At 67.6% G+C, this 21,839-nt stretch carries 22 protein-coding genes and 1 other RNA gene; 14 read left to right on the top strand and 9 right to left on the bottom strand.

The genetic code is table 11. The features are described from left to right. Window positions 1-7 precede the first annotated feature (7 nt). The 7 genes from prfB (at window position 8) to JNB50_RS19135 (ending at window position 5,808) form a co-directional block, all read left to right on the top strand. Window positions 8-1,120: a peptide chain release factor 2 gene (gene prfB, locus JNB50_RS19165; protein ID WP_208041748.1), complete on the top strand. Its 1,113-nt coding sequence runs from the start codon at window positions 8-10 to the stop codon at window positions 1,118-1,120. Then, entirely contained in the window at window positions 1,121-1,549 is a 429-nt protein-coding gene (locus JNB50_RS25215; protein WP_208041747.1) for a GNAT family N-acetyltransferase, read from the top strand. Window positions 1,550-1,664: 115 nt separating this feature from the next. Further along, window positions 1,665-2,747: a cell division ATP-binding protein FtsE gene (ftsE, locus tag JNB50_RS19155; protein ID WP_208041746.1), complete on the top strand. Its 1,083-nt coding sequence runs from the start codon at window positions 1,665-1,667 to the stop codon at window positions 2,745-2,747. Further along, window positions 2,744-3,649, top strand: a complete 906-nt coding sequence (gene ftsX / locus JNB50_RS19150; protein WP_208041745.1) for a permease-like cell division protein FtsX — start codon at window positions 2,744-2,746, stop codon at window positions 3,647-3,649. Before ftsE ends, ftsX begins: the two co-directional genes overlap by 4 nt. Window positions 3,650-3,716: 67 nt before the next feature. Then, window positions 3,717-4,193: an SsrA-binding protein SmpB gene (gene smpB, locus JNB50_RS19145; protein ID WP_208041744.1), complete on the top strand. Its 477-nt coding sequence runs from the start codon at window positions 3,717-3,719 to the stop codon at window positions 4,191-4,193. Window positions 4,194-4,239: 46 nt separating this feature from the next. Then, window positions 4,240-5,016: a tyrosine-protein phosphatase gene (locus JNB50_RS19140; protein ID WP_208041743.1), complete on the top strand. Its 777-nt coding sequence runs from the start codon at window positions 4,240-4,242 to the stop codon at window positions 5,014-5,016. An 84-nt stretch (window positions 5,017-5,100) separates the two neighbouring features. Then, window positions 5,101-5,808 (top strand): DUF5666 domain-containing protein, encoded by a 708-nt coding sequence (locus tag JNB50_RS19135; RefSeq protein WP_208041742.1) that lies wholly within the window; start codon window positions 5,101-5,103, stop codon window positions 5,806-5,808. 72 nt (window positions 5,809-5,880) lie between these two features. Here the strand turns inward: JNB50_RS19135 and JNB50_RS19130 are convergent, their stop codons facing one another. Then, entirely contained in the window at window positions 5,881-6,546 is a 666-nt protein-coding gene (locus JNB50_RS19130; RefSeq protein ID WP_208041741.1) for an SIMPL domain-containing protein, read from the bottom strand. A 127-nt stretch (window positions 6,547-6,673) separates the two neighbouring features. Here JNB50_RS19130 and ssrA point away from each other — a divergent pair. Next, window positions 6,674-7,069: a transfer-messenger RNA gene (ssrA, locus tag JNB50_RS19125) on the top strand. 593 nt (window positions 7,070-7,662) lie between these two features. Here the strand turns inward: ssrA and JNB50_RS19120 are convergent. The 3 genes from JNB50_RS19120 to JNB50_RS19110 all read right to left on the bottom strand — a co-directional run bounded on the left by JNB50_RS19120 (window position 7,663) and on the right by JNB50_RS19110 (window position 10,657). Then, window positions 7,663-9,273 carry a PQQ-binding-like beta-propeller repeat protein gene (locus tag JNB50_RS19120; protein ID WP_208041740.1) on the bottom strand — a complete coding sequence of 537 codons (1,611 nt, stop codon included), beginning with the start codon at window positions 9,271-9,273 and terminating at the stop codon, window positions 7,663-7,665. Continuing rightward, window positions 9,270-9,860, bottom strand: a complete 591-nt coding sequence (locus JNB50_RS19115) for an RNA polymerase sigma factor (protein WP_208041739.1) — start codon at window positions 9,858-9,860, stop codon at window positions 9,270-9,272. Before JNB50_RS19115 ends, JNB50_RS19120 begins: the two co-directional genes overlap by 4 nt. Before the next feature lie 455 nt (window positions 9,861-10,315). Next, window positions 10,316-10,657, bottom strand: coding sequence for a hypothetical protein (locus tag JNB50_RS19110; protein ID WP_208041738.1), 342 nt, complete (start codon window positions 10,655-10,657; stop codon window positions 10,316-10,318). A gap of 83 nt (window positions 10,658-10,740) precedes the next feature. Between JNB50_RS19110 and JNB50_RS19105 the strand changes: the two genes are divergently transcribed. After that, the gene (locus JNB50_RS19105) at window positions 10,741-11,013 is read left to right on the top strand and encodes a hypothetical protein (RefSeq protein ID WP_208041737.1); all 273 of its coding nucleotides are present in this window, start codon (window positions 10,741-10,743) and stop codon (window positions 11,011-11,013) included. Between the two features lie 169 nt (window positions 11,014-11,182). Here JNB50_RS19105 and JNB50_RS19100 read toward each other — a convergent pair whose 3' ends face one another. Both JNB50_RS19100 and JNB50_RS19095 read right to left on the bottom strand, forming a co-directional pair. Continuing rightward, window positions 11,183-11,623, bottom strand: coding sequence for a MarR family winged helix-turn-helix transcriptional regulator (locus JNB50_RS19100; protein ID WP_208041736.1), 441 nt, complete (start codon window positions 11,621-11,623; stop codon window positions 11,183-11,185). Further along, complete coding sequence (locus JNB50_RS19095) at window positions 11,620-11,829, bottom strand: hypothetical protein (RefSeq protein ID WP_208041735.1); 210 nt, start codon at window positions 11,827-11,829, stop codon at window positions 11,620-11,622. The genes JNB50_RS19100 and JNB50_RS19095 overlap by 4 nt, the downstream gene beginning before the upstream one ends. Before the next feature lie 135 nt (window positions 11,830-11,964). On the opposite strand from JNB50_RS19095, the gene JNB50_RS19090 reads away from it, so the two are divergent. Then, on the top strand, window positions 11,965-12,789 hold the full coding sequence (locus tag JNB50_RS19090; protein WP_208041734.1) for a hypothetical protein: 825 nt from the start codon (window positions 11,965-11,967) through the stop codon (window positions 12,787-12,789). Between the two features lie 63 nt (window positions 12,790-12,852). Here the strand turns inward: JNB50_RS19090 and JNB50_RS19085 are convergent, their stop codons facing one another. Continuing rightward, window positions 12,853-14,061: a toxic anion resistance protein gene (locus JNB50_RS19085; protein ID WP_208041733.1), complete on the bottom strand. Its 1,209-nt coding sequence runs from the start codon at window positions 14,059-14,061 to the stop codon at window positions 12,853-12,855. Window positions 14,062-14,226: 165 nt separating this feature from the next. Between JNB50_RS19085 and JNB50_RS19080 the strand changes: the two genes are divergently transcribed. Next, entirely contained in the window at window positions 14,227-14,901 is a 675-nt protein-coding gene (locus tag JNB50_RS19080; RefSeq protein ID WP_208041732.1) for a hypothetical protein, read from the top strand. Here the strand turns inward: JNB50_RS19080 and JNB50_RS19075 are convergent. Further along, the gene (locus tag JNB50_RS19075; protein ID WP_208041731.1) at window positions 14,861-16,273 is read right to left on the bottom strand and encodes an APC family permease; all 1,413 of its coding nucleotides are present in this window, start codon (window positions 16,271-16,273) and stop codon (window positions 14,861-14,863) included. The genes JNB50_RS19080 and JNB50_RS19075 overlap by 41 nt on opposite strands. A 97-nt stretch (window positions 16,274-16,370) precedes the next feature. Next, window positions 16,371-17,255: a hypothetical protein gene (locus JNB50_RS19070; RefSeq protein ID WP_208041730.1), complete on the bottom strand. Its 885-nt coding sequence runs from the start codon at window positions 17,253-17,255 to the stop codon at window positions 16,371-16,373. Between the two features lie 430 nt (window positions 17,256-17,685). Here JNB50_RS19070 and JNB50_RS19065 point away from each other — a divergent pair, with 430 nt between their 5' ends. Genes JNB50_RS19065 through JNB50_RS19055 form a run of 3 tightly spaced genes read left to right on the top strand, consistent with a single transcriptional unit; the run spans window position 17,686 to window position 21,819 of the window. Continuing rightward, complete coding sequence (locus JNB50_RS19065; RefSeq protein ID WP_208041729.1) at window positions 17,686-18,624, top strand: hypothetical protein; 939 nt, start codon at window positions 17,686-17,688, stop codon at window positions 18,622-18,624. After that, a complete protein-coding gene (locus JNB50_RS19060; RefSeq protein ID WP_208041728.1) occupies window positions 18,621-19,397 on the top strand; it encodes an ABC transporter ATP-binding protein in 777 nt (258 codons plus the stop codon). The genes JNB50_RS19065 and JNB50_RS19060 overlap by 4 nt, the downstream gene beginning before the upstream one ends. Beyond that, on the top strand, window positions 19,363-21,819 hold the full coding sequence (locus JNB50_RS19055) for an ABC transporter permease (RefSeq protein WP_208041727.1): 2,457 nt from the start codon (window positions 19,363-19,365) through the stop codon (window positions 21,817-21,819). The genes JNB50_RS19060 and JNB50_RS19055 overlap by 35 nt, the downstream gene beginning before the upstream one ends. Window positions 21,820-21,839: the final 20 nt, after the last annotated feature.

The raw sequence follows: 21,839 nt of genomic DNA, 5'->3' as shown, positions 1-21,839 counted from the left end.
GGACGCCATGATCGAACTTGACCTCTCCCCGCAGATCGCGGACCTCCGCTCGACTCTCGCCGACATCGTCGCCGTCGTGAATGTCGAGAAGCTCCGCGCCGACATCGCGGACCTCAGCGAGCAGGCCGGGGCTCCCGACCTCTGGGACGACACGGCGAACGCCCAGAAGGTGACCAGCGCGCTGAGCCACCGGCAGGCGGAGCTCGGCCGCATCACCTCGGTCGAGCGCCGCCTGGACGACCTCGAGGTGCTCGTCGAGCTCGCCAACGAGGGTGACGATGAGGAGTCCGCCGCCGAGGCGCGCACCGAGCTCGAAGCCCTGCAGAAGACGCTGGGCGACCTCGAGGTGCAGACGCTGCTGAGCGGCGAGTACGACGAGCGCGCGGCCATCGTCACGATCCGCTCCGGAGCGGGCGGCGACGACGCCACGGACTTCGCCGAGATGCTGATGCGCATGTACCTGCGCTGGGCGGAGCAGCACAAGTACCCGGTCAAGGTCATGGACACGTCGTACGCGGAGGGCGCCGGGATCAAGTCGGCGACCTTCGAGGTCGACGCCCCCTATGCCTTCGGCACGCTCTCGGTGGAGGCCGGCACGCACCGGCTCGCCCGCATCAGCCCGTTCGGCTCTGCCGACAAGCGCCAGACGTCGTTCGCGGCCGTCGAAGTCATCCCGCTGATGGAGGAGGCGACGGCGGTCGAGGTGCCGGAAGGCGATATCCGCGTCGATGTCTTCCGCTCGTCGGGCCCCGGCGGCCAGTCGGTCAACACGACCGACTCCGCCGTGCGCATCACCCACCTCCCGACCGGCATCGTGGTCTCGATGCAGAACGAGAAGTCGCAGATCCAGAACCGCGCAGCCGCCATGCGGGTGCTGCAGACCCGACTGCTCCTGCTCCAGAAAGAGGAGGAGGCCGCCAAGAAGAAAGAGCTCGCCGGCACCATCACGGCCAGCTGGGGCGACCAGATGCGCTCCTACTTCCTCTACGGCCAGCAGCTGGTCAAAGACCTCCGCACGGGATACGAGTCGGGAAACCCCGCCTTGGTCTTCGACGGCGACCTCGACGGCTTCATCGCGGCCGGCATCCGCTGGCGGGCGGGATCGAAGGACGACGATTAGGTGACCGTCGCGATCGAGCGCATCGACGCGGTGACCGGCGAGGTCGCCACGGCGCTCGGGGCGCTGATCCCGCAACTCTCCGGCTCGGCCACGGTCGACGTCGAGTTTCTCCGCCGGGTGGTGGCGAGCGAGGCGACATCCGTCTTCGCGGCGCGGCTGGACGGCCGCATCGTCGGAATGGCGTCGCTCGTCGTCTACCCGCTGCCGACCGGGTTGCGGGGACACGTGGACGATGTCGTCGTGGACAGCACAGCCCGCGGGCACGGCTGTGCCAGGGCACTGCTTCTGCGTGTGATCGCCGAGTCCGAGACCCGCGGAGTGCGATCCCTGGAGTTGACCTCCCGTCCGTCGCGCAGCGCGGCGATCGCCCTGTACGAGTCCGTCGGGTTCGTCCGGCGCGAGACCGGCGTGTACCGCTACGCGGGATAGCCGTTGTGTGGGGCGTCACCCGCTCATAGCCCGCGTTGCGGCGACTGTCAGGCTTGCGGCCCGCGGGCATGTCGCTACTGTGGATCGTGGAAGTGTTGCTTAGTCTCTAACAGTCATGATCCGGTTCGAACACGTATCCAAGCAGTACTCGGGCACGACGCGCCCGGCGCTCAACGGCATCAACCTCGAGGTGCTGCGCGGCGAGTTCGTCTTCCTCGTCGGCGCGTCCGGCTCGGGCAAGTCGAGCTGCCTTCGGCTGATCCTCAAGGAGGAGCGGCCGACCAAGGGCGCCATCCACGTCCTCGGACAGGATCTGGGGTCGATCTCCTCACGCAAGGTGCCTTACTTCCGCCGCAACATCGGGGTCGTCTTCCAGGACTTCCGGCTGCTGCCGAACAAGACGGTCTTCCAGAACGTGGCGTTCACGCTGCAGGTGATCGGCAAGTCGCGGGGCTTCATCCAGGAGGCCGTGCCCGACGTGCTGAAGATGGTCGGGCTCGACGGAAAGGCCCAGCGCCTCCCGCACGAGCTCTCCGGTGGTGAGCAGCAGCGTGTCGCGATCGCGCGAGCGGTCGTCAACAAACCGCAGATCCTGCTGGCCGATGAGCCGACCGGCAACCTCGACCCCGCGACCAGCGCCGGGATCATGTCGGTGCTGGCGCAGATCAACGCCGGCGGCACCACCGTTCTCATGGCGACGCACGAGGCGGCGATCGTCGACCAGATGAAACAGCGTGTGGTCGAGCTGGTCGGTGGTCAGATCGTGCGCGACGAGCGCCACGGCGGCTACGGCGTGACCACCTCCATCCCGCTGCCGCGCCCGACCGCGGACGGGCTCGCCGTTCCCGCCGAGACATCGACGGGCGTCGTTCCTGTTCCGCCGCCGCCTGCCCCCGTCGCCGCGCCTGCCGCCCCGTCGGCTTCCGAGCCGATGACCCGACCGCACGCGCCGGTGACCAACCCGACGGGACCGGTCACCGTGGGCGGTGCGACCGGGCCGGTGCAGCCGATCGAACCGGTCAGGCCCGTCTCGGCCCCGGTGCAGGCGGTGCCCGCCCCGGTCCCCGCCACCGTGCCGGCGACCGGCGACGGGGAGAACCTCCCCGATCACCTGAACTTCACCGCCAACCTCGACCTGAGCGGTCTGCGCGACGCGTCCGACCGCGACGGCGAACAGAATGTGGGACCCACGAAATGAGATTCGGGCTCATCTGGTCGGAGGTCGGCAACGGCCTGCGCCGCAACCTCTCGATGGTCGTCTCCGTCGTGCTCGTGACGTTCATCTCCCTGACGTTCGTCGGCACCGCCGCGCTGCTCCAGCTGCAGATCGCGCAGATGAAGACCTACTGGTACGACCGCGCCCAGGTCGCCGTCTACATGTGCACGGAGACCGACAACTGCCCGGGCGGCGCCGCCACTGCGCAGTCGGTGGAGGCGGTCAAGAAGCAGCTCGAGTCTCCGGAGATCTCGCCCTATATCCAGAAGTTCTACTTCCAAGACCAGAAGCAGGGCTACGAGCAGTTCAAGCAGCAGTTCAAGGGCAACCAGATCGCGGACTACGTCACGCCGGAGATGATCCCGCAGACGTTCTGGGTCAACCTCAAGGACCCGAACCGCTCGGACGTCCTCACCGAGACGCTGTCCAGCTCGCCCGGCGTGCAGAGCGTCGTCGACCAGCGCAGCTACCTCGACCAGATCTTCCGCATCCTGTCGGCCGGCAGTTACACCGCTCTCGGCATCGCGGCCCTAATGCTGGTCGCGGCCGTTCTCCTCATCGCGACGACGATCCGGCTCTCGGCGTTCTCCCGACGGCGCGAGATCGGGATCATGCGGCTGGTGGGCGCATCCAACCGCTTCATCCAGACCCCGTTCATCATCGAGGGCGTGATCGCCGCCCTGATCGGAGCCGTGCTCTCGGCGACCGTGATCTGGGTGCTCGTCGAGGTGTTCGTGCACGGACCCTTGCAGGCGAGCATCCCGTCGATCAACTTCGTCTCGATGGAGCAGGCCTGGCCGGTCATCCCGCTCGTCATCGTGATCGGTGCCCTCCTCGCCGCGCTCAGCGCGAACTTCGCGATCAAGCGGTATCTGAGGGTCTGACCCGTATAGACTGGTCTGCTGCCCGGCGACGTGCCGGGCAGCACCATCTTCGACGTCAGGAGCAGCTGTGCCCAGGGAACGTGGCCAGAAGGTCGTGGCCACCAATCGCCGAGCGCGCCACGACTACACCATCGAGGACACTTACGAGGCGGGGCTCGTCCTCACCGGCACCGAGGTGAAGTCGCTGCGCGAGGGGCGCGCGTCGCTCGTCGACGGCTACGCGTTCGTCGACGGCGGGGAGGCCTGGCTCGACGCAGTGCACATCCCGGAGTACCTCGACGGAACGTGGAACAACCACGCGCCGCGGCGCAAGCGCAAGCTCCTGCTGCACAAGGCGCAGATCGTCAAGATCGAGAACAAGGTCAAGCAGGGCGGCTACACGATCGTCCCGCTCTCGATCTACTTCAGCGATGGCAGGGCCAAGGTCGAGATCGCCGTCGCCAAGGGCAAGCGCGAGTACGACAAGCGCCAGGCCCTGCGCGAGCGCCAGGACAACCGCGAAGCGGAACGGGCGATGTCCAGCAGGCGTCATCTCGGCGAGTGACCCGCGCGTGCGGCGTCTTGTCGGGAGCGGGTGGCAGGATGAGCTCATGAGCACGCACGATGAGGGCGCGGGCGGCCGGGTGGCCGACGCCGTGGCCGAGCGCATCCCCGTGAACGGCACCTACAACTTCCGCGATGTCGGCGGCTATCCGGTGCCGGAGGGCGTCGTGCGCCGCGGCAAGCTGTTCCGGTCCGACGGCCTGGCGCGACTCGGCGACGAGGGGCGGCAGTCGCTGCGCGAGCTCGGTGTGCGGGTCGTGATCGATCTGCGCGACGACTTCGAGACCGAGGTGATGCCCGACGACGTCGACGGGCTCGACCTCGAGCGCCTCCACCTTCCGGTGTTCGAGGGCTCGGGGGCGTCCGCATCGACGATCGGCGTCACGCTGGTGGGGCTCTACGAGAAGATCCTGCTGCAGCACGGCGACGTGGTCGTGCGAGCGCTGCGTGAGATCGCCGACACCGGTGACGAGGCTGTGGTCGTGCATTGCACGGCGGGCAAGGATCGCACGGGTATCGTCGTGGCGCTCGCCCTGAGCGCCGTGGGAGTGGATCGCGCGACCGTGATCGCCGATTACGCGGCGACGCAGGCCAACCTCGACGGTCAGTGGCTGGAGGGCATGATCGCGCTGGTGACCAGCCACGGCGTGGAGGTCACGCCCGACCTGCGTGTCATTCTCGGCGGCAGCCCGCCGGAGGCGCTCGAGGAGACGCTCGACCTGCTCGACCGCCGGTTCGGCGGGGTACGCGAGTACCTCCTCGGCGCGGGACTGAGCGAGGTCGAACTGGCGAAGCTGCGATCGGTGCTGGTCGATCCGGCCTGAGCGTGCCGACGTGGAGCGGCATTCACATCCAAGCCATAACCGTCTCCCAGCCGGATTGCGGCTCGATCAGGTGTTCTAGTGAGCATGGACGACACCCAGCCCACCGAGCCGCTGCCGCCGCAGCAGCAGCCGCAGTACGGGGCGCCGCAGCAGCCGCAGTACGGGGGCCCTCAGCAGCCGCAGTACGGGCCTCCGCAGCCGTCGTACGGCCCCGGCCCCCAGCGGCCGACACCGACGGCGACGGTGGAGCCGTTCTACAAGCGTCACGGGCTGGCGTTCGCGATCTCCACACTGGTGCTGGCCGTCATCCTGCTCATCGGCATCGCCGGGGCCGGCGCCTTCGCGGTCGGCTCGGTGCTGTTCCACCGGGGTTACTCCGTCTCGCACGAGCTCCAAGGCGGCGGACAGCTGCCGGTTCCGGCGCCGGGCCAGGGCGGCTCGAGCGGCGGCGGGCAGAAGGGTGGCGGCCAGGGCGGCCGACAGGACGAGGGCCCGATCGCCAAGGGGGTCGTCCGCGGCAGTGTCACGGCGATCGACGGTTCCACCTGGACGATCACGACCGCGCGCGGCGCCTCCATCACGGTCGACACTTCCGCGTCGACCGCATACGGCGCGCCCGGTCAGACTCAGAAGGCGTCCGACTTCGCGGTCGGCGACGAGGTCATCGTCATCGGCGAGCGATCGGGCGCAACCGTGACGGCCAGCCGCATCCTGAAGGTCGCCGACCTCCCCATCCGGCCGCCGTCGCTGCCGGGGTCGACCGCGACTCCGGGCGCGACGACCGGACCCTGACGCGCCGACATTCGTGACGAATGTCGACATTCGTGGCACGAATGTCGCGATTCGTGACGAATCCGGCCGGCGTCAGGACGCCGCGAACCGCGCGTGCACCTGGACCGCGACGGTGATGTCCTCCGGCTTGAGCGCAAGAGTCGCTCCGCCGAAGTCCGCGCTCATCGCGCGGGCGGCCAGCGGTACCGGCTGACCGGGAGCCGGCCCGTCGCCCAGCATCCCGGGGTCGCTCAGCGCGAGCGGTCGCACGCTGCTGAGGCCGAGGCTCGTGGCGTAGACCGTCGCCTTCGCGACCGCGTTCTCCACCGCCCGGCGCCGGGCCTCCTGGGTGATGGATTGCCGCTTGGCCTCCGTCAGCGTCCAGATGACACCCTGGATCGCGACGCCGTCGAGCATCGAGACCACGCTCAGCCAGTCGGACAGGGCGGCGGGTTCGCTGAAGGTCGCTTCGATGCCGACCTCCGCGTGGTAGACCGGTGCGAGCCGTCGTCCGTCCTGGTTCCACGGCCGATCACCCCACACCCGCAACTGATCCGAGGCCCACGACGTCACCGGGCCCGACTGCGGGTTGTGCAGCTCGCGCAGTTCCGCGACCAGCGAGGTGTGCCGCTGCGTCGTGAGCGCGAGCGCCTCGTCGCGCTGCTCGCCCTCGTAGCCGACCGTGAGGCGGACGATGCCGCGCTCGGCCGGATGCGTGAGCTCGTACTCGCCCTGGACGGTGATGATCGTGTCGGCCATTCCTCGATGCTGGCATAGAACAGGAGTCGGTGTTGTTGTAGGATAAGAAGCTCGCCGCGGCATGCGGCGATTGCATCTGGACAACTCAACAGCGCGCGATGACGACCCGGCCTCACGGCCGTCGCACGGGGATGATCGGTTTCGACATTGTCTGCGAGAGTGTGAGAAGCGGGTCGAGGATGCATGGTTATCTCGTAAACGATCCATGCGAAAAAATAAGTGCCAATAACAAGAGCACTGTCTCGGCCAAGGCCGACTTCGCCCTCGCGGCGTAAGTTCCCCTTCGCCATTTGAAGAGACCGTCAGACCGGGAACTGTCTTCTACCCGGATCCTGGCGTCAGCTAGAAGACTTGCTTCTGCGTTGAGCATCAGGGCGCAGAGGGACTCCAACTGATACTGAGCCCGTCGGAGCAGGTGCCAGCGACAAGTTCCGGGGCTGAGAAAGCGACTTCACTGGCTACGCCCGTAGAAGGCACATGACCACAGCAGTGGACGGGGGTTCGATTCCCCCCATCTCCACCGATGGTCGTCATCGCGCGCTGCTTGAGATCCGCGTAATCACGCGGAAGTCGGGGCCTCTTCCGCTAGCGGGAGAGGCCCCGACTTTGTCGCGTGCCCACACTTTGCCCACATTATTGTGAGCGTTGCGTGATCTCGTTGGTTCTAACGAAGCTCATTGTGACTACACGAACGTTGTGGGCGTGGAATCAGTCGATGCGACGTCACGTAGCCGTTGGAGTGCCTCTTCGCGTCCGCCCCACACGGTTTGCAACTCCATTGGCGCGTTGGCAGTTCGCACATCTTCAGCGATCCGCTGTCTTTCGGATGAGGGTCTGACAGCGGCGGCATCGTGCTCCATCCGTTGACGCGCGTACGAATTGGCACGTCCCTGTGCCCGCTTCGACTTCCCCCGATTTGCCACGCACCTTGGTTTACACGCGACCCCTGTCATTCCGGGCGCTGAGAAGCGCCTCACCTAAAGTGCCCCTCCCCGCGGTGCGATTTCCCAGGAAGGCCGTCGGCTGCGAGTCCGGAGCTCTAACCAGGCTCGTTTCTGACACGGTCGACCGACGCCCGGCGCAGCTTGCAATCGTCGGCTCCCGATCCTCAGCGTTTCAGCCCACCGCTGCTAATTGGTCGCCGTTCAAGCGCACGAGATACCCGCCTGCGAAGAACCATGAGCGCGAGTTCGTGGCGGTCGAGGTCCACAGCTTCGTCCCCGTCTGCCGGTCGAATGCGGTGAGGTCGCCACTCGGTTCGTTCGTGAATACGTAGGTGTTGTCGTGGCCAAAGAAGAGCGCCGACCCGTTCGGAAGATCCGGCAGCGGGCGAGGTGCTCCCGTCGACGCGGTGAAGGTACAGGTGCCGGTGCCGTCGTGGACGATCGTCAGGGTGTCGCGTCCGGGATCGACGAAGACGGTGACGAGAGGGGAGGACCCGGCGACACGATTCGTCAAACCGCATCGTGCCGTGGAGGCGGACCAGCGTTCCGTTCCGGAGGTAGAGTCCAGAATGGTCAGTTCTGAGGTGGATACGACGGCTATGAGGTCGGACGCGCCCGGATAGTTCACGTCGGTACCAGGGACACTGCTCGATGTGCTGACGGCCCGGACATCGGAGCCCGGTGGGAGCCGCCGAGTCCAGGTTGCCTGACCCGACCGATCGAGACCGGTCAGTTCGGTGGGCTGTCCCGCGGTGTACTGGGAGATCGCCGCTGGATGGGAGTCGGTCTGGATGAGCGCAATGGCGCTCGGTCCAGGGTCTAGCCGTCCGGTCTGCAGGTCGATGCGCGCGGACTCGTAGGGGCCCCCGTCGGGACCGGGCGCGTTCAACACGATGCTGACGGGGAGGAAGTCGGCGTCGCCCACCATCGGGAAGACCGCAGCCGACTTGCCAGGGATGTCCGTTGACCACCGAGGACTGTGCGCGTCGCGGGGGTCGACCCGGACGATCGACTTAGGAGTACTCATAACGATGTCGCCCGAATCACCCGGGACGGCCTGCGCGTTGAGCAGGATGTCGCCCTTCTCGCCGGCGAAGTCCGCCAGAGTCCGACCCGTGGCAAGGTCGATGACGTCGTGCGGTCCGCCTCCCAATGCCTCGTCGACGACGAGGATCCGTCCCGACGTGCCGAGAACCATGACGCCGACGTCGTACAGTGGCGCAGCGTGCCAGGTCCATTCACGCGTCCAGAGGGCCGTGCCTTGTCGGGTGTCGACCAGGGACAGCGAGACGTGCTGCAGGTCATCGTTGCAATCCGGGCTACCGTCGCCGACGACATGTGCCCCGAGCTGAACTAGAGCGAGGCCGTCGGCGATGTCGTAGACATGGTGCTGCTCGCAGGACCGTCCTGTGCCCGGCAGGTCCAGCGACCACGGCGCCGCTCCCAATTCGTTGACGTCATGCCGCTGGATCGGCGTGGTCTGGACGGCGATGCGGCGACTGGATGGCGTCGAAGTAGGCGCCGGGGTCGCGGTCGGCGTGGAGGTGACACTCGGTGTCGGAGCCGGCCCAGGCGCGGGCTCCTGCGGCCCGAAGTGTAGGGCGCCGCTGAGTGCGAGCGCGGCGGTTCCTCCAGCGAGCAGGACGGCCGCTCCGACGAGGCCGCCGACGAGAGCGAAACGTGTGCGCGAAGGGCGCGCCGGTGCAGTCGCGACGGTTTCGTGGAGGATGTCGCGGAGGATGGCGCTGCGCGCCGGGTCGAAGGCGGGGCCGGTGGCGGTCATTCTGCACCTCCTTCGAAGGCGGGGGTCGGTTCTGAGACGAGCGCAAGATCGCCGAGGCGGCGCTTGGCGCGGGAGAGCCGGGACTTGACCGTCCCGACGGGGATGCCGAGGGTGCGTGCCGCATCTGCGAGCGGCAACTCCTCCAGTACGCAGAGCGTGATCACGTTCTGGTCGGCGCTGGACAGGCTGGCGAACGCATCCCGGACGCGTCGGTCCCGTTCCCGGTTGTCGAGGTCGTCGGCGACGCCGTCTGCGTGATCAGGCTCGTGACCGGTTTCGGACATGCGCGCGAGCGCCACGCGGTGACGGCGGCGACCGCGTTCAAGGTTGTGCACAGTGTTGTTCGCGGTGACCAGCAGCCAGGCGATGATCGAGCCGTCGACAACGCGCACGGCGTCGCGGCGGCGCCAGGCCTCCAGGAACACCATGGCAGTGACGTCCTCAGCGTCATGCGGCTGACGGACCAGTCGCAGCGCGTGACCGAACACACGGTCGCGATGCCTGTCGAATAGGGACGTGAACGCGTCGGGATCCCCGTCTCGCGCCCGGGACCAGGCGTCCGCCTCGTCCAACCCAACGTTGCTCATATCCCCTAGTGTCCGATCGGCCGGAAAGGTTCCATCATGCACCAGTCGCGTCCTGCTCAGCCCATCTCCAGGTTCAGTTTTGGCTGGCGGCACTCGGCAAGAGCCGAGGGGCTCCACCGACTAGAACGAGTCTGGAGATCTTTAGCGCTGGGCGCACATGCCTCCGGTTGCGAGATTTGCAGAGGCGACCAGCGGCAAGTGATCACGTGAATGGTGACGCCGTCGGTCCGTGTCGCACACGGCGGATGGAGCCCGTGCCCACACTGTGCCCACACTTTTCTGAGATCGCATGCGATCGCTGTGATCACAAGGCTCTCGAAAAGCGCGGATTTCCCCGGCTTCTCGGGCCATCAGAGGGCCTCGGCGGGGGTTCGATTCCCCCCATCTCCACCGATGGTCGTCATCGCGCGTTGTTGGGATCCGCGGGGCTAGGGGCCTTCTCCGGGAGCTGGTGCTCAGAGACATGGACTGTGGGTGAGAGCCGCAACCGCCGCACCGTAGGCCAACCCCGTGAGAGCGGCGAGCAGGAGACGGGCGGCGACGTTCCGCATCCACGGGATGATCGCTAACGGCAGCATCAGGAGCGCTGCGGCGCCGACGCAGCACGCTATCCCGAGCCCGATGGTGTCCGGGTGGGTGTTGAGCGGCCCGTCGCCGCATCCGCCGATCGCGCCCCAGGCCAGTCCGGCCAACGCCATCAGCGGCAGGGAGAGCAGCACGGCTCCGGGGACGGCCCACAGCAGGTGCAGACCGGGGCGCCGCAGTCCAGCCCAGCGGGTGACGTCTGGTGTGTCCATGAGTGTGGAACAGTATCGGGGGATCGGCCGATCGGCCGACAGCCCCATTTCACGTGTCGGGGTCCACCGATACGCTGGAGGTCATGGGGGCACGTGGCGTGGTCTGGAAGGTCTTGCTCGGAGCTGCGATCGTCCTGGTGGTGGTCGGTACAGGCGTGTTCCTCCTCGCGCCCGCTTCCTTCGGGTACACGGGCTGGTACGCGTACTCCCCGCTGTCGTCCACGTCGTTCTCGTTCGACGGGATGTACCCGCTGACGCCGGGGAGGGCGGCAGGTGCCGGCGTCGTCGTCGTGGGGCTTGTGATCGCCGCCGGCGTGGTCGGCTGGCTGCTCGGCCGTCGATCCGGCCGGGCGTGAGGCGGCTCGTTCTCGCGCAGCACATTCGATCCTGATCGTCGTGCATGCCGGGACGGCCGTTGTGCGGCTCATCGTCATCGTCGCCGTGGTCGGTGTCGTGGTCGGAGCGCTGGCGATCCGCGCCCTCTTCCGCAGCGACGCGGCGACGACGCCTGCCGCCCCACCGCCCCTACAGATCCCGCGTCGCGCGGATGAGCGAGCTCATCGCCCGATGCAGGTCGCGCAGGTCGTCGGGCGTCATCCCGAGACGCTGCATCATCGTGCCGGGGATCGTCTCGGCGTACGTGCGCAGTTCACGGCCGGCGTCGGTCAGGGTGATCTCGACCACGCGCTCGTCGGTGCCGGAGCGGCGGCGCGCGACGTAGCCGAGCGCCTCCAGTCGCTTGACGAGGGGGGAGACGGTGGCCGGTTCCAGGGCGAGGAGGTCGGCGAGCCGCCGCACGGAGAGCGGCTCGTTCTCCCAGAGGGCCAGCATCACCAGATACTGCGGGTGGGTGAGCCCGACCGGTTCGAGCACCGGCCGGTAGGCCGCGATGACCGAACGCGCCGCCACGGACAGGGCGAAGCAGACCTGGCTCTCCAGAGCCAGCGGGTTTGCGGTGTCGGTCACGGGCAGTGGATGCGGGTCGACGTGCGGGAGTCGGCGAAGCGTTCGATGACGTGCTGATCGAGCGGCTTGCCGCACATCGGGCACGCGGCGTCGGCGCGGCGGATGTCCGGCCCCTCCGGGTGGCCGGCGCCGAGCTGCGCGGGGCCGGTGAAGGTGCGGACGACGTCGTTGGCGCGTTCGTAGAAGCGCCAGAACCGGCCAGCCATGGGGTTCCTCTCGAGTGGATCACGGATTGATTAGTGCACAAACCATTATTGCACTAATCACTGCGGCGGGGGAGAGCCGTGCTGCGCGATCGGACATGGCTGCCGCCCGGTCGGAGCGTCTAGCATGTGGGCATCATGACGGAACCGGCGGAGGCGGCAGAGGATCCCCAGGCCTTCCTGCTGGGTCTGGTCGAGCGCGTGCGGCACGCGCTGCCTCCGGTGCTCGTCGCACGGGTGCTGGTGGTCGAGCGCAGGCGGACGCTCAGCGATCGCGTCTCCGGTCGGCCGGGTGCGATCACGCGGATCAGCCTCCTCGGGCAGCAGGAGACCCTGACGCTCGGCTACGAGCCGGGGCCGCACTGGGCGGGCGAGGCGGCGCTCGTCTATCGCGGAGCAACCGTCGCCAGCCGGCCACTGGGTCTCGGCGACTGGTTGACCGCCTTCGTCGAGCGTGTCTCCGCGCTGGAGGCCGAGGCGGCGGGCGAAGCCGCCACCTCCTCGCTGGCCCTGCAGTCGCTCGGTCTGGAGCCGCCTGGCTCAGAACTCCATGTCCGTCCGGCGAAGATCGACAGCGACCTGCGCACACTGCCCGCCCGGCTCGGCGGACGGGTGCCCGCCGACGCGATCGCCCGGGTCGGCCGCATCGGCGAGCTGCTGATCGACGCGCTCGACCGCGTCGCCGGCCAGGGCGAGGCGGAGGTCATGGTGCGGCGCACCGCGACGGTGTACTTGCCCGACACGCTGCGCGCCTACCTGATCCTGCCGCACGACTGGGCGGCTCACCATGTGCTCCCGGACGGCACGACCCCTGCGCAGACGCTGCTGGCCCAGCTGGAAGAGCTCGAGGGCGCGGCGCGGCGGATGCGTGACGCCGCTGCAGAGCACGACGTCTCGGCTCTGCTGGTCAACGGGCGTTTTCTCTCGCAGCGGTTCGGACTGTCGCGCCTCGACCTCCCCTGAACCGCGGTCGTCCCGATCGCGTCGCCGTCTGACGGAGCGCTGCCGTCCGCCGGAGCGCCGGGGTCAGCTCGTGCTGTTGTGCGACCGGTCCAGGTAGCTTCGCGACCGCTCGACCTGCTGTTCGAGAGCGTCGACCGTCTTGGCCATGCTCTCGACCGCCTTCACGCGGTAGCCGTCGATGGCGTCCATCGTCGCGAAAACGTTGTCGAAGGCGTGTTGCAGCGTCTCGAGGCTGACGCCGGTCGAGACGGCCTCCTCGTGCACCCGGGCGGTCTGCTGCCGCAGGAGCTCGCCGGTGCGGTCGATCATGGCGTTGGTCGCATCGTTCAGCGCGCTGATCTGGTCGAGCACGAGCTCCTGGTTGCCGAGTGCCTGGGCGACGATGATCGCGGTCCGCAGGGCGGCGACCGTCGTGGTGCGGGCACGCTCGACGCCCTTGATCAGCTCCAGGTTGTTCTTGCGGATCGCGTCGAGCGCCAGGTAGCCCTGCACCGAAACGGCGATCTGCGTCGTGAGATCCTGCCGTCGCTGCCGGATGGGGAACAGCGCGTCCGCCACGAGCGAGTCGGCCCGTCGGGGGTCGGTCGCACGCACCGTCGCGGCCTGTGCCTCGATGGATTCGTCGAGCGCCTTGGCGAGCGCGGCGTACTCGCCGAGCTTGCCCATCGTCGCCCACAGGTTGGTGCGTTCGAGGTCGATCGCCGCGTTGTCCTTGAGGAGGGCGTCCTGGCCCGAGATGAGGGCGGAGATGATCGCGTCGAGCTGCTTCTGCGCGGGCTGGTAGCGCTCGAAGTACCGCATGAGCGACTTGCCGCCGGGGAGGCGGCCGAGGAACCCCTTCGCGCCGGCCAGGTTCGCGTGACCGGGGTCGAGCTCCGTGATGGTCGTCCGCAACTGTTGCAGCGTCTGCGCCACCTGCGTCTGCGGATCCGACGGGCCGCCGCGACCGCGGGCGGCGGCGAGCGACGACTCCGGCCGTTGCAGCATCCGGTTGGACACCTCGGACGACGAGCGGATCTCCTGCACACCCATGCGGGCGATCTCGTCGACCTTGCGCGTGAACTCGGGGCTGCCGGGTTCGACGGTCGAGAGCCCGGCGACGAACTCGTCGGCCTTGGCCTGCAGCTCCGCGCGCTTGTCGGCCGGCACCGCGACCATCCCGACGGCCTGGTCACCCCCGACCTCCGGAACGGCGGCGGGAGGCGTGAGCGAAACGCCTTCCGCCGGCCCCTCCGGCGGGGTCAGCGGCTGGTTGAGGTCGAGTTCGGACATCGGCGACTCCTCCCGGTGCGTAGGCCCATCTTCCCCCGTGCACCTGAGTCCAACACTAGAACCTCCCGAGCGACGCGCGGAGGGGGATCGATATCCGTCGTCCGCCGGAGCGGGATGCCTCCCGAGGAGGATGGGCGGGCAGCCTCGCCGGGTCAGGATGGGAGGATGCGACTCGGTACCCTCCTGAAGTGGCTGCCCGGCGCTCTCGCGGTCGGGCTGACGATCGTCGGCATCGCCGCGTGCGCACTCGATTCGGGCCGGGACGGGGGCACCTTCCTGGTGGGGGAGGTGAGCGGTAGCCAGCTGGGGCTGCTCCTCCTCCTGATCGCGGTCCCGTTCGCGGTCGTCGCGCTCGGCCAGCTGTGCAGCGTCGTGGGCCGGGTCGGGAAGAACTGGGTGCCCATCCTGGTGCGTCTGCTCGCCGTGGCCCTGATGGTCGCGCTGCTCCCCACCGGCGCTGTCGTCCTGGTCGTCCTCGGGTTCGCGTCGAGCTGGAGCTATTCACGCCTCGATGTACCGGGTCGCGACATCGTCGCGGCGGAGCACACGTGGCGGCATCGGCAGATCAGCTTTCTGGAGCGGGACGGCCTCTCTTACAGGAGCCTCCCCGCGTGCCGCGTCCCGATCGACGCGTACAACGCGTTCGCCCACGGCGACTACGACGTCACGATCGTCGCCGGCCGCACCACCGTCTGGTACGCGACCGCACCGGGCGGAGAGAAGGATGTCTCTCTCGACCTGTCGATCGGGTGGGACGAGTCGCCGCGCGTATGCGGAGACGAGCCGGGCGACCCGCCCCCTACCGGGTCTCCTCGCGCTCCGGCTGCACCGCCTTCGTGAAGCCCGTCACCGGCTGGTTCTCGTCGAAGGCCGCGGCCCTGCGGCGGAAGCCGCGGGTCAGCACCAGCAGGTACGCGAAGCCGATCGCGGTCCAGATCAGGCCGCCGATCAGGGCGTCGGCGTGCAGGTTCGCCCAGAGGATGCCGGTGAGGATCATGCCGATCGTCGGGAGGACGATGAAGCTGAAGATCTCGCCCGGTGTCTTGCGGCGGCCCTGGCGGATCGCGAACCAGGCGATGACCGAGATGTTCACGAACGTGAACGCGATCAGGGCGCCGAAGTTGATGAACGCCGAGATCAGCTCCAGCGAGAACGACATCGCCAGCAGGCAGATCGCACCGACCAGGATGATGTTCAGCGTCGGCGTGTGCGTCTTAGGGTTGATGTAGCCGAAGAAGCGGCGGGGGAGGACGTTGTTGCGGCCCATCACCAGCAGCATCCGCGAGACGGAGGCGTGCGACGCGAGACCGGAGGCGAGCGTCGCGGCGAAGCCGGCGGAGACGAAGATCGCCTGGAACACCGGGCCGCCGACGATCAGGCCGATCTGGGGCAGCGGGTCGTCGGTGAACTCCCCGAAGGGCGCGTTCGTCGGGAAGCGCAGCTGGGTGAAGAAGCCGGCGATGAGGAAGATCGCGCCGCCGATGATCACGGTCAGCAGGATCGCCCGCGGCATGATCTTCGGGGTCTTCGCCTCCTCGGCGTACATGGTGACCGCGTCGAACCCGATGAACGAGAAGCAGACCACCGTGGCGCCGGTGAGCACGGCGGAGAGGGTGACTCCGTCGTGGAAGAACGGCTTCATCGAGGCGACGGTGCCGTCGCCGGCTCCGTTGGCCAGCTGCGCGATCACCATCACTACGAAGACGGCCATCACGACGATCGCGAACACCAGCAGGATCATGTTGACGTTGGACGTGCCGCGCATCGTGAAGTAGATGAGCGTGGTGACGGCGATGCAGTAGATGACGACCCAGATCCAGCCGGGCACGTCGGGGAACACCTGCTCCAGGTAGAGCCGGATGATCAGGCAGTTCACCATCGGCAGCAGCACGTAGTCGATGAGGGAGGTCCAGCCGACCATGAACCCGACGTTCGGGTGGATGGACTCGCGCACGTAGGTGTAGGCGGAGCCGGCGCTCGGGATCGCGCCCGCCATCTTGCCGTAGCTGACGGCCGTGAACATCATCACGATGAGCGCCACCAGGTACGCGGCGGGGACCGCGCCGCTCGTCTCGTCGGAGACGATCCCGAAGGTGTCGAAGACGACGGTGGGCGTCATGTAGCCGAGGCCGAGGCCGACGATGGCCCAGAGCCCGAGATTGCGGCGCAGGGTCCCGGATCGTGGGGGTGCGGCGGCCGTCGACGTCGTCATGTTCTCTCCTTCGGGAACAGAAACCGTCGGCCGTGGAGGCCGACGCGTTCGACGACATTAGCAGTCGGAGGGGCCTTTTCTGAAAAGGCTCACAGGGTCAGTGGCGGCGATTCGCGTCGCGCAGCGCGCTGAGGCGCGGCGCGAAGCGGAGCGCGGACAGCAGTGCGCATCCGAGCAGCGCGAGAACGGTCGCCAGCCACAGGAGCGGCGCGACCGGAAGCCCGGTCGCCGCCAGCTGCGGTCCCGGATCCGCAGGCGGCGCCGGATTCACCGGCGGCGCAGGGGATGCGGCGAGAGGGTCGGCGGCGAGCACCGTGTAGCTCACCGTGGCGACGCCGGCCGGAAGCCAGTCGGCGCTGCCCGCCTGTGCGGCCTCCACCGTGCACGTGCCGGCCGTGAGGAAGGAGAGCGTCGCGCCGGACACCGAGCAGACCGTCGAGGCGGCCGGTGCGACCGAGTAGGTCACGGGGAGGCCGGACGTCGCGGTCGCGGAGAGCGCGAGGCTCTGCCCGGCCCGCACACCGGGGGTGGGCGCGGGCACGGCGATGCTCTGGGACCCCTGGCCGAAGGTGAAGTCGAACGCGGCCGCTTCCGTCCCCGCGCCGCAGCCGACACCGATCCCGGCGACAGTGAAGGTCAGCTGCTGCGTCCCGGCGTGCGTCGGAGTGCCCGTGACATAGATGTCGAGGAACGAGGTCGCCCCGACGAACCGCTCCAGGCTGCTGACGGTGAGGCCGAGCGTCGCGGGGTCGGGCGCGACCGAGTCGAGGGTGAGCAGTGAGCTGAGACCGCTGTCGTAGGTGATCACCGTCGGCACGAGCGAGGTGCCCACCGTTCCCGGCACTGTCGATCCCGCGGCCGGCGTCCAGTCGGAACCCCACCCCGTGCAGGCCGACGCGGGGCCCGCGCCGATGGCGGAACTCAGGGCTGCGCCGGCGATCACGCCGGCGACGATGACGGCGAGAGCGCGCGCACGACTCATCTCGACTCCAGGATTCGAAGGGGGACCGAACCCATTCTGGCGGGCCGATGTGCGCGTGGCCCAGCGGTCGTGGCCCCAAAACGGGGGGCGATCAGTCGAGTGTGTCGGGCGCGGCGGCGCGTCTGGCTTGCGACCTGGTCGAAGCGTAATCCTCGCGTTCCGAGCGAGTCTCGCCATCTGGACGCACCCGATGGTTCGAGTTTGACAACAAATGTGTAGAACGCAAAACTAGAAACTAATGTTTCAGAGTGAAGCATTGTTCAAAGGAGGTGAATCTGTGGAGAAGATCAAGGACATCGACCTGAAGGCCGGCGCAACGCTCGCCTGTGGCAGCCAGTGCATGTGTAGCTGACCCCGTGTGAGTGCGGCGGAGGCGCCGCCGCCGCACTCTCGCCTATCGGTTGCGGCGCATCGGAAGGAACCTGTCTCAATGGGCATGCCGCTCTTCAACCTCTTCGAACTCCCGGATCATCCCGCCCTCTTCGGATCGCTCCAGGCGGCGGGACCAGCACGCGCCTGGAGCCTGATGGCTGAGCTTGCACGATACGACGAGCCGTCGTATCTCGAGAACGTTCCGCCTGAGGAGCATCCGGATGCCATTTTCGAGCGGACGATTGCCTTCATGAACCAGGCACCGGCATTGACCGGCCTGGACCGCGATCAGCAGGCGCGCCGCTTCGCGACATACGGCCCTCAGCTCCAATTCGACTCGACGTATCTCAGCCTGTGGCTGAACGACCCAGGACTCCTCTTCGACCAGGTTGTCTCGGTCACAGGGTCGGATCATCTGCGCCGTGCTCAGCGTCAGGGCAATGGCGTTCTTGCGCTACCGCTGCATGTCGGCCCCTCCTATCCCATTGGTCCGATCATGGCTCACCACATCCCTGTGAGCCTTGTCTTCAACCGGATGAACTTCGCCGCGATCCAAGCGATCGCATTCCCCTCGTTGGATATCGAGGCGCATCAGCTGGGTTCCGAATCGACGTTCCGGCGTGCGTTGAACACGCTTCGTGGAGGTCGCGCGTTCTCGATCTTTCCGGAACTGGATCCGCGCGGGATAGATGCTCATCATCGACGGGTGCCATTTCTGGGAACGACCGTCCAGGCGCCGCTCGGCCCCGTCCTCGTCAGCCGCGCCGCACGGGCGCCGATGGTGCCCGTGTCTCTGAGATCGTCAGGCAACGGGCGATTCGAGCTCGAGTACCACGAGCCGATCAGTGCGCCGCAAAGCAGTGCCGACGACGCGTTCGTGCTCGAGGAACTGTGGTTGGTCATCGAGAGCACACTGCTCGCCGGTGAGTTCGGGGAGTGGGAGATGTGGTACGAATTCGACAGGATGCAGCCCGAGCACGTCGGGGCGGCGTCATGACCGGAACCGACGAGATCATCGTCGTGAAGGGGCTCACCCGGACGTATTCGGACTCTGCGGGAAACGAGATCCGTGCTCTCCGAGGCGTCGACCTCACCGTGCGCGAGGGTGAGCTCGTCGCGATCGTGGGGCCGTCCGGGTCAGGCAAGTCCACTCTCCTGCAGCTCATCGGTGGGCTTGACCACGCCACCACAGGAACCATCTCATTCGCCGGCCATGACGTTTCCTCGCTGAACGAGAAGCAGCGCACAGACTTTCGGCGTGACCACATCGGGTTCGTCTTCCAGTCGTTTCACCTCGTCCCCACCATGTCCGTCATCGAGAACGTCGCCTTGACGGCCATCGTCGCGAACAAGCGACGGTCGGAGTGGCTCTCCCACGCTCTCGACGTCCTGGTCGAACTGGATCTCATCGATCACGCTGACCGCATGCCGCACCTGCTTTCAGGCGGCCAGCGCCAGCGGGTGGCGCTGGGGCGTGCGGTCTTCGGCCGTCCGGATGCTCTTCTCGCCGACGAGCCGACCGGAAACCTCGACACGAAGAACAGCGATATCGTCCTCAGCCTCATTCGTCGGGGAATCGACGCGTCTGGCGGACGCTGCGGCGTGGTGGTCACCCACGACTTCCGGGTGGCGGGATTCGCGGACCGTGTCATCGCTCTGCGCGATGGCGCTGTGGTCGACGAACTGACCCGTGAATCGAACTCGGAGGCACGATTCGACGGGGAAAGGGGTGAGCATGTCCGCTCGTGGCTTGCGTCAGCTCTTCGCTGAGGGCCGTCGGTACGCGGTCGCCGCGTCAGCTCTGACGGCGGGTGTCGCTCTGCTGTTCGGAACTCTCGTGACCTCTGCTTCGGTGGGCGCGACGCTCCGAGCGGGGGTCGACGCACTCGGCGGGATCGGTCAGGCGGGTGTCGTGTCGACGACTGCCGGTGCGCCCTTCTCCGAGAACGACGCTGCCGCTGTGGCCGACATGCCGGGCGTCGCCCTGGCGATAAAGACGTTCAGCCGAGGCACAACCGTGCGTGGCGCGACGGGCGCTCAATCCGATCTGACGATCACCGGCTACTCGACGGAGCTCAACGCACGGGTGAGCAGGCTGGCTTCACAGGGCAGGCTGCCGAGCGAGGGCAAAAGTGAAGCTCTGCTCCCTGCGGACATCGCACAACGGCTCGGCGTGAGCGTGGGGGACACGATCGCGGTCGCAGCAGTCGGAGGGCGAACGGAGCTCGACGTCGTCGGGATTGCCGATCCACGCGACCTCGGAGTTCTCGCCTACGACAACATCTTCGTCAGCCTGACGACTGCACAAGAGTTGTTCCACGCTCCGGATGAGGTGACACGGGTTGACCTCACCTTCTCCGGTTCGGCTGACGCATGGAAAGCGAGCAATGCCGCGCACCTCCCGGCCGGAACGGCACTGCAAGACACGTCTGCGGTGACATCCGCACTCGGCCCGCTCTTGACGACCATCACGTTGGTTCTCGTTCTGGCCTCCATCGTCACCGTGGCCGTGTCTGCCGTTCTCATCGCCGTCGCGTTGGGGGGCGCCATTCGCGCGAGGAGCTCCACCTATGCCGTCATGCGTGCCGTCGGGGCCTCCGGGAAGTGGCTTGCGAGCAGGGTGCTCGCCGAAGCAGCAGTCCTCAGCCTGGTGTGCTCGACGGTGGGCATTGCTGCAGGCTTCGGGGTCAGTGCCCTTCTCAGCCTGCTGCTGACCGCAAACAACGGCCTGCCGTTCCCGCCGATGGAATTCGGGCTCTGGGAGGTCGCGCTGGCGCTGATCACCGGACTCATAGCGGGGCTTGCGGGGGCCGCGCGATCGATTGTGGCGGTCTTGAACCATCCACCGATCGCTACGATCACCGGCGATGATCCCAACAAGCTGAATGGTCGGGTGCGAATCGGCGTTGGGATCGGGCTCATGCTACCGGCCATGGGCACTCTGTTCATTGGCAGCGCGGCAATCAAGGTCATCGGGCTGCTCGGGCTGATTGCGGCGTCGATGTTACTTGCACCGACAGTTCTGAGCCTCCTGGCTCGCATCCCGACCCCGCTGAGTTGGCCGATGAGGGCATCCGCGCGGCGCCTCCAGCGATCCAATCCGCTGGGGACGATCACGTCGATGACCGCCGCGATCGTCTCTCTGGGTCTCGCCCTGGTGATCGGGGTGTCCGCCGTCAGCTCGGCGATGACGCAACAGATTTCACGCCAGTTCGGCGCGGATGTCCAAGTCACGTCAGCAGTTCCATTGGACGACGGCATCGCGCGCAGGATTTCGGGAGTCGCTGGCGTAGAAGTCGTTTCGGGTACGGTCGTAGACCGCGCGACCTTCGTCGGGTCCTCCGCCGAGCCGATCGACGTGAGCGTTCTCGGGGTGGACCCCGACACCTACTTCACGGCGGCGCAGCTCCCGTGGAATGAGGGAGACGATCGGACCACGCCCGAACGACTGCGCCAGTCCGCGGGGGTCGTCTTGCCCGTGGCACTCGCAAAGTCCACAGGGACGGGCGTGGGCGCGCGGGTGGCGATCACGCGTGGCGCAGCCTCTGAACAGGTGACGGTCGTAGGGACGTTCGACTCGTTGGTGACCGGGACGCAGGTGCTGATCCCGATCTCCGTCGCTCACAGGCTGGGCCTGAGCGGCGAGACGGGATGGAACATTTCCGTATCCCCCGGGAGCTCACCGCAGGAAGTCCGCGACGCTGTCGCCGATCAATTGGGCGACATCCCTGGAGTCACCGTCATTACGGGAGCCGGGATGCGGGACCGGGCAACCACCGAGCTGGCGGCATACGCCGCGTCCGCGTTCTCCGTCGTACTCATCGCGTTTGGGCTCGGATCCATCGGCATTTCAGGCGTCATGGCCTTCTCCGTGCACCGGCGTCGGGCCGAGTTCGGTGCACTCCGCGCGATCGGCGCTCGTCGCCGAGGTGTGGCGGGCCTCGTGTTGTGGGATGCGATCTATGTGTCGACCGCCGCCCTCATCGTCGGGCTCTCCCTGGGCCAAGTCGCGGGAGCGCTGCTCACCGAGGTCATCGCCGGGTCATTGGGCGTGAGCCTTCAGGTTTCGTCAGAACCCGGTGCATTCCTGTTGCTCGCGGCGGTCACTTTCGCGTTTCTCACGATCGCGTCGATCGGCCCGGCCCGGAGAGCCAGCAGAGTCGACCCGCTCGTGGCTCTGGCAGCAATCTGAGACATCGAGCTGAAGCGGCA

This window comes from Leifsonia sp. TF02-11, assembly GCF_017565305.1.
GTDB lineage: Bacteria > Actinomycetota > Actinomycetes > Actinomycetales > Microbacteriaceae > Leifsonia.
This window is presented reverse-complemented; position numbering and strand designations above follow the sequence as displayed.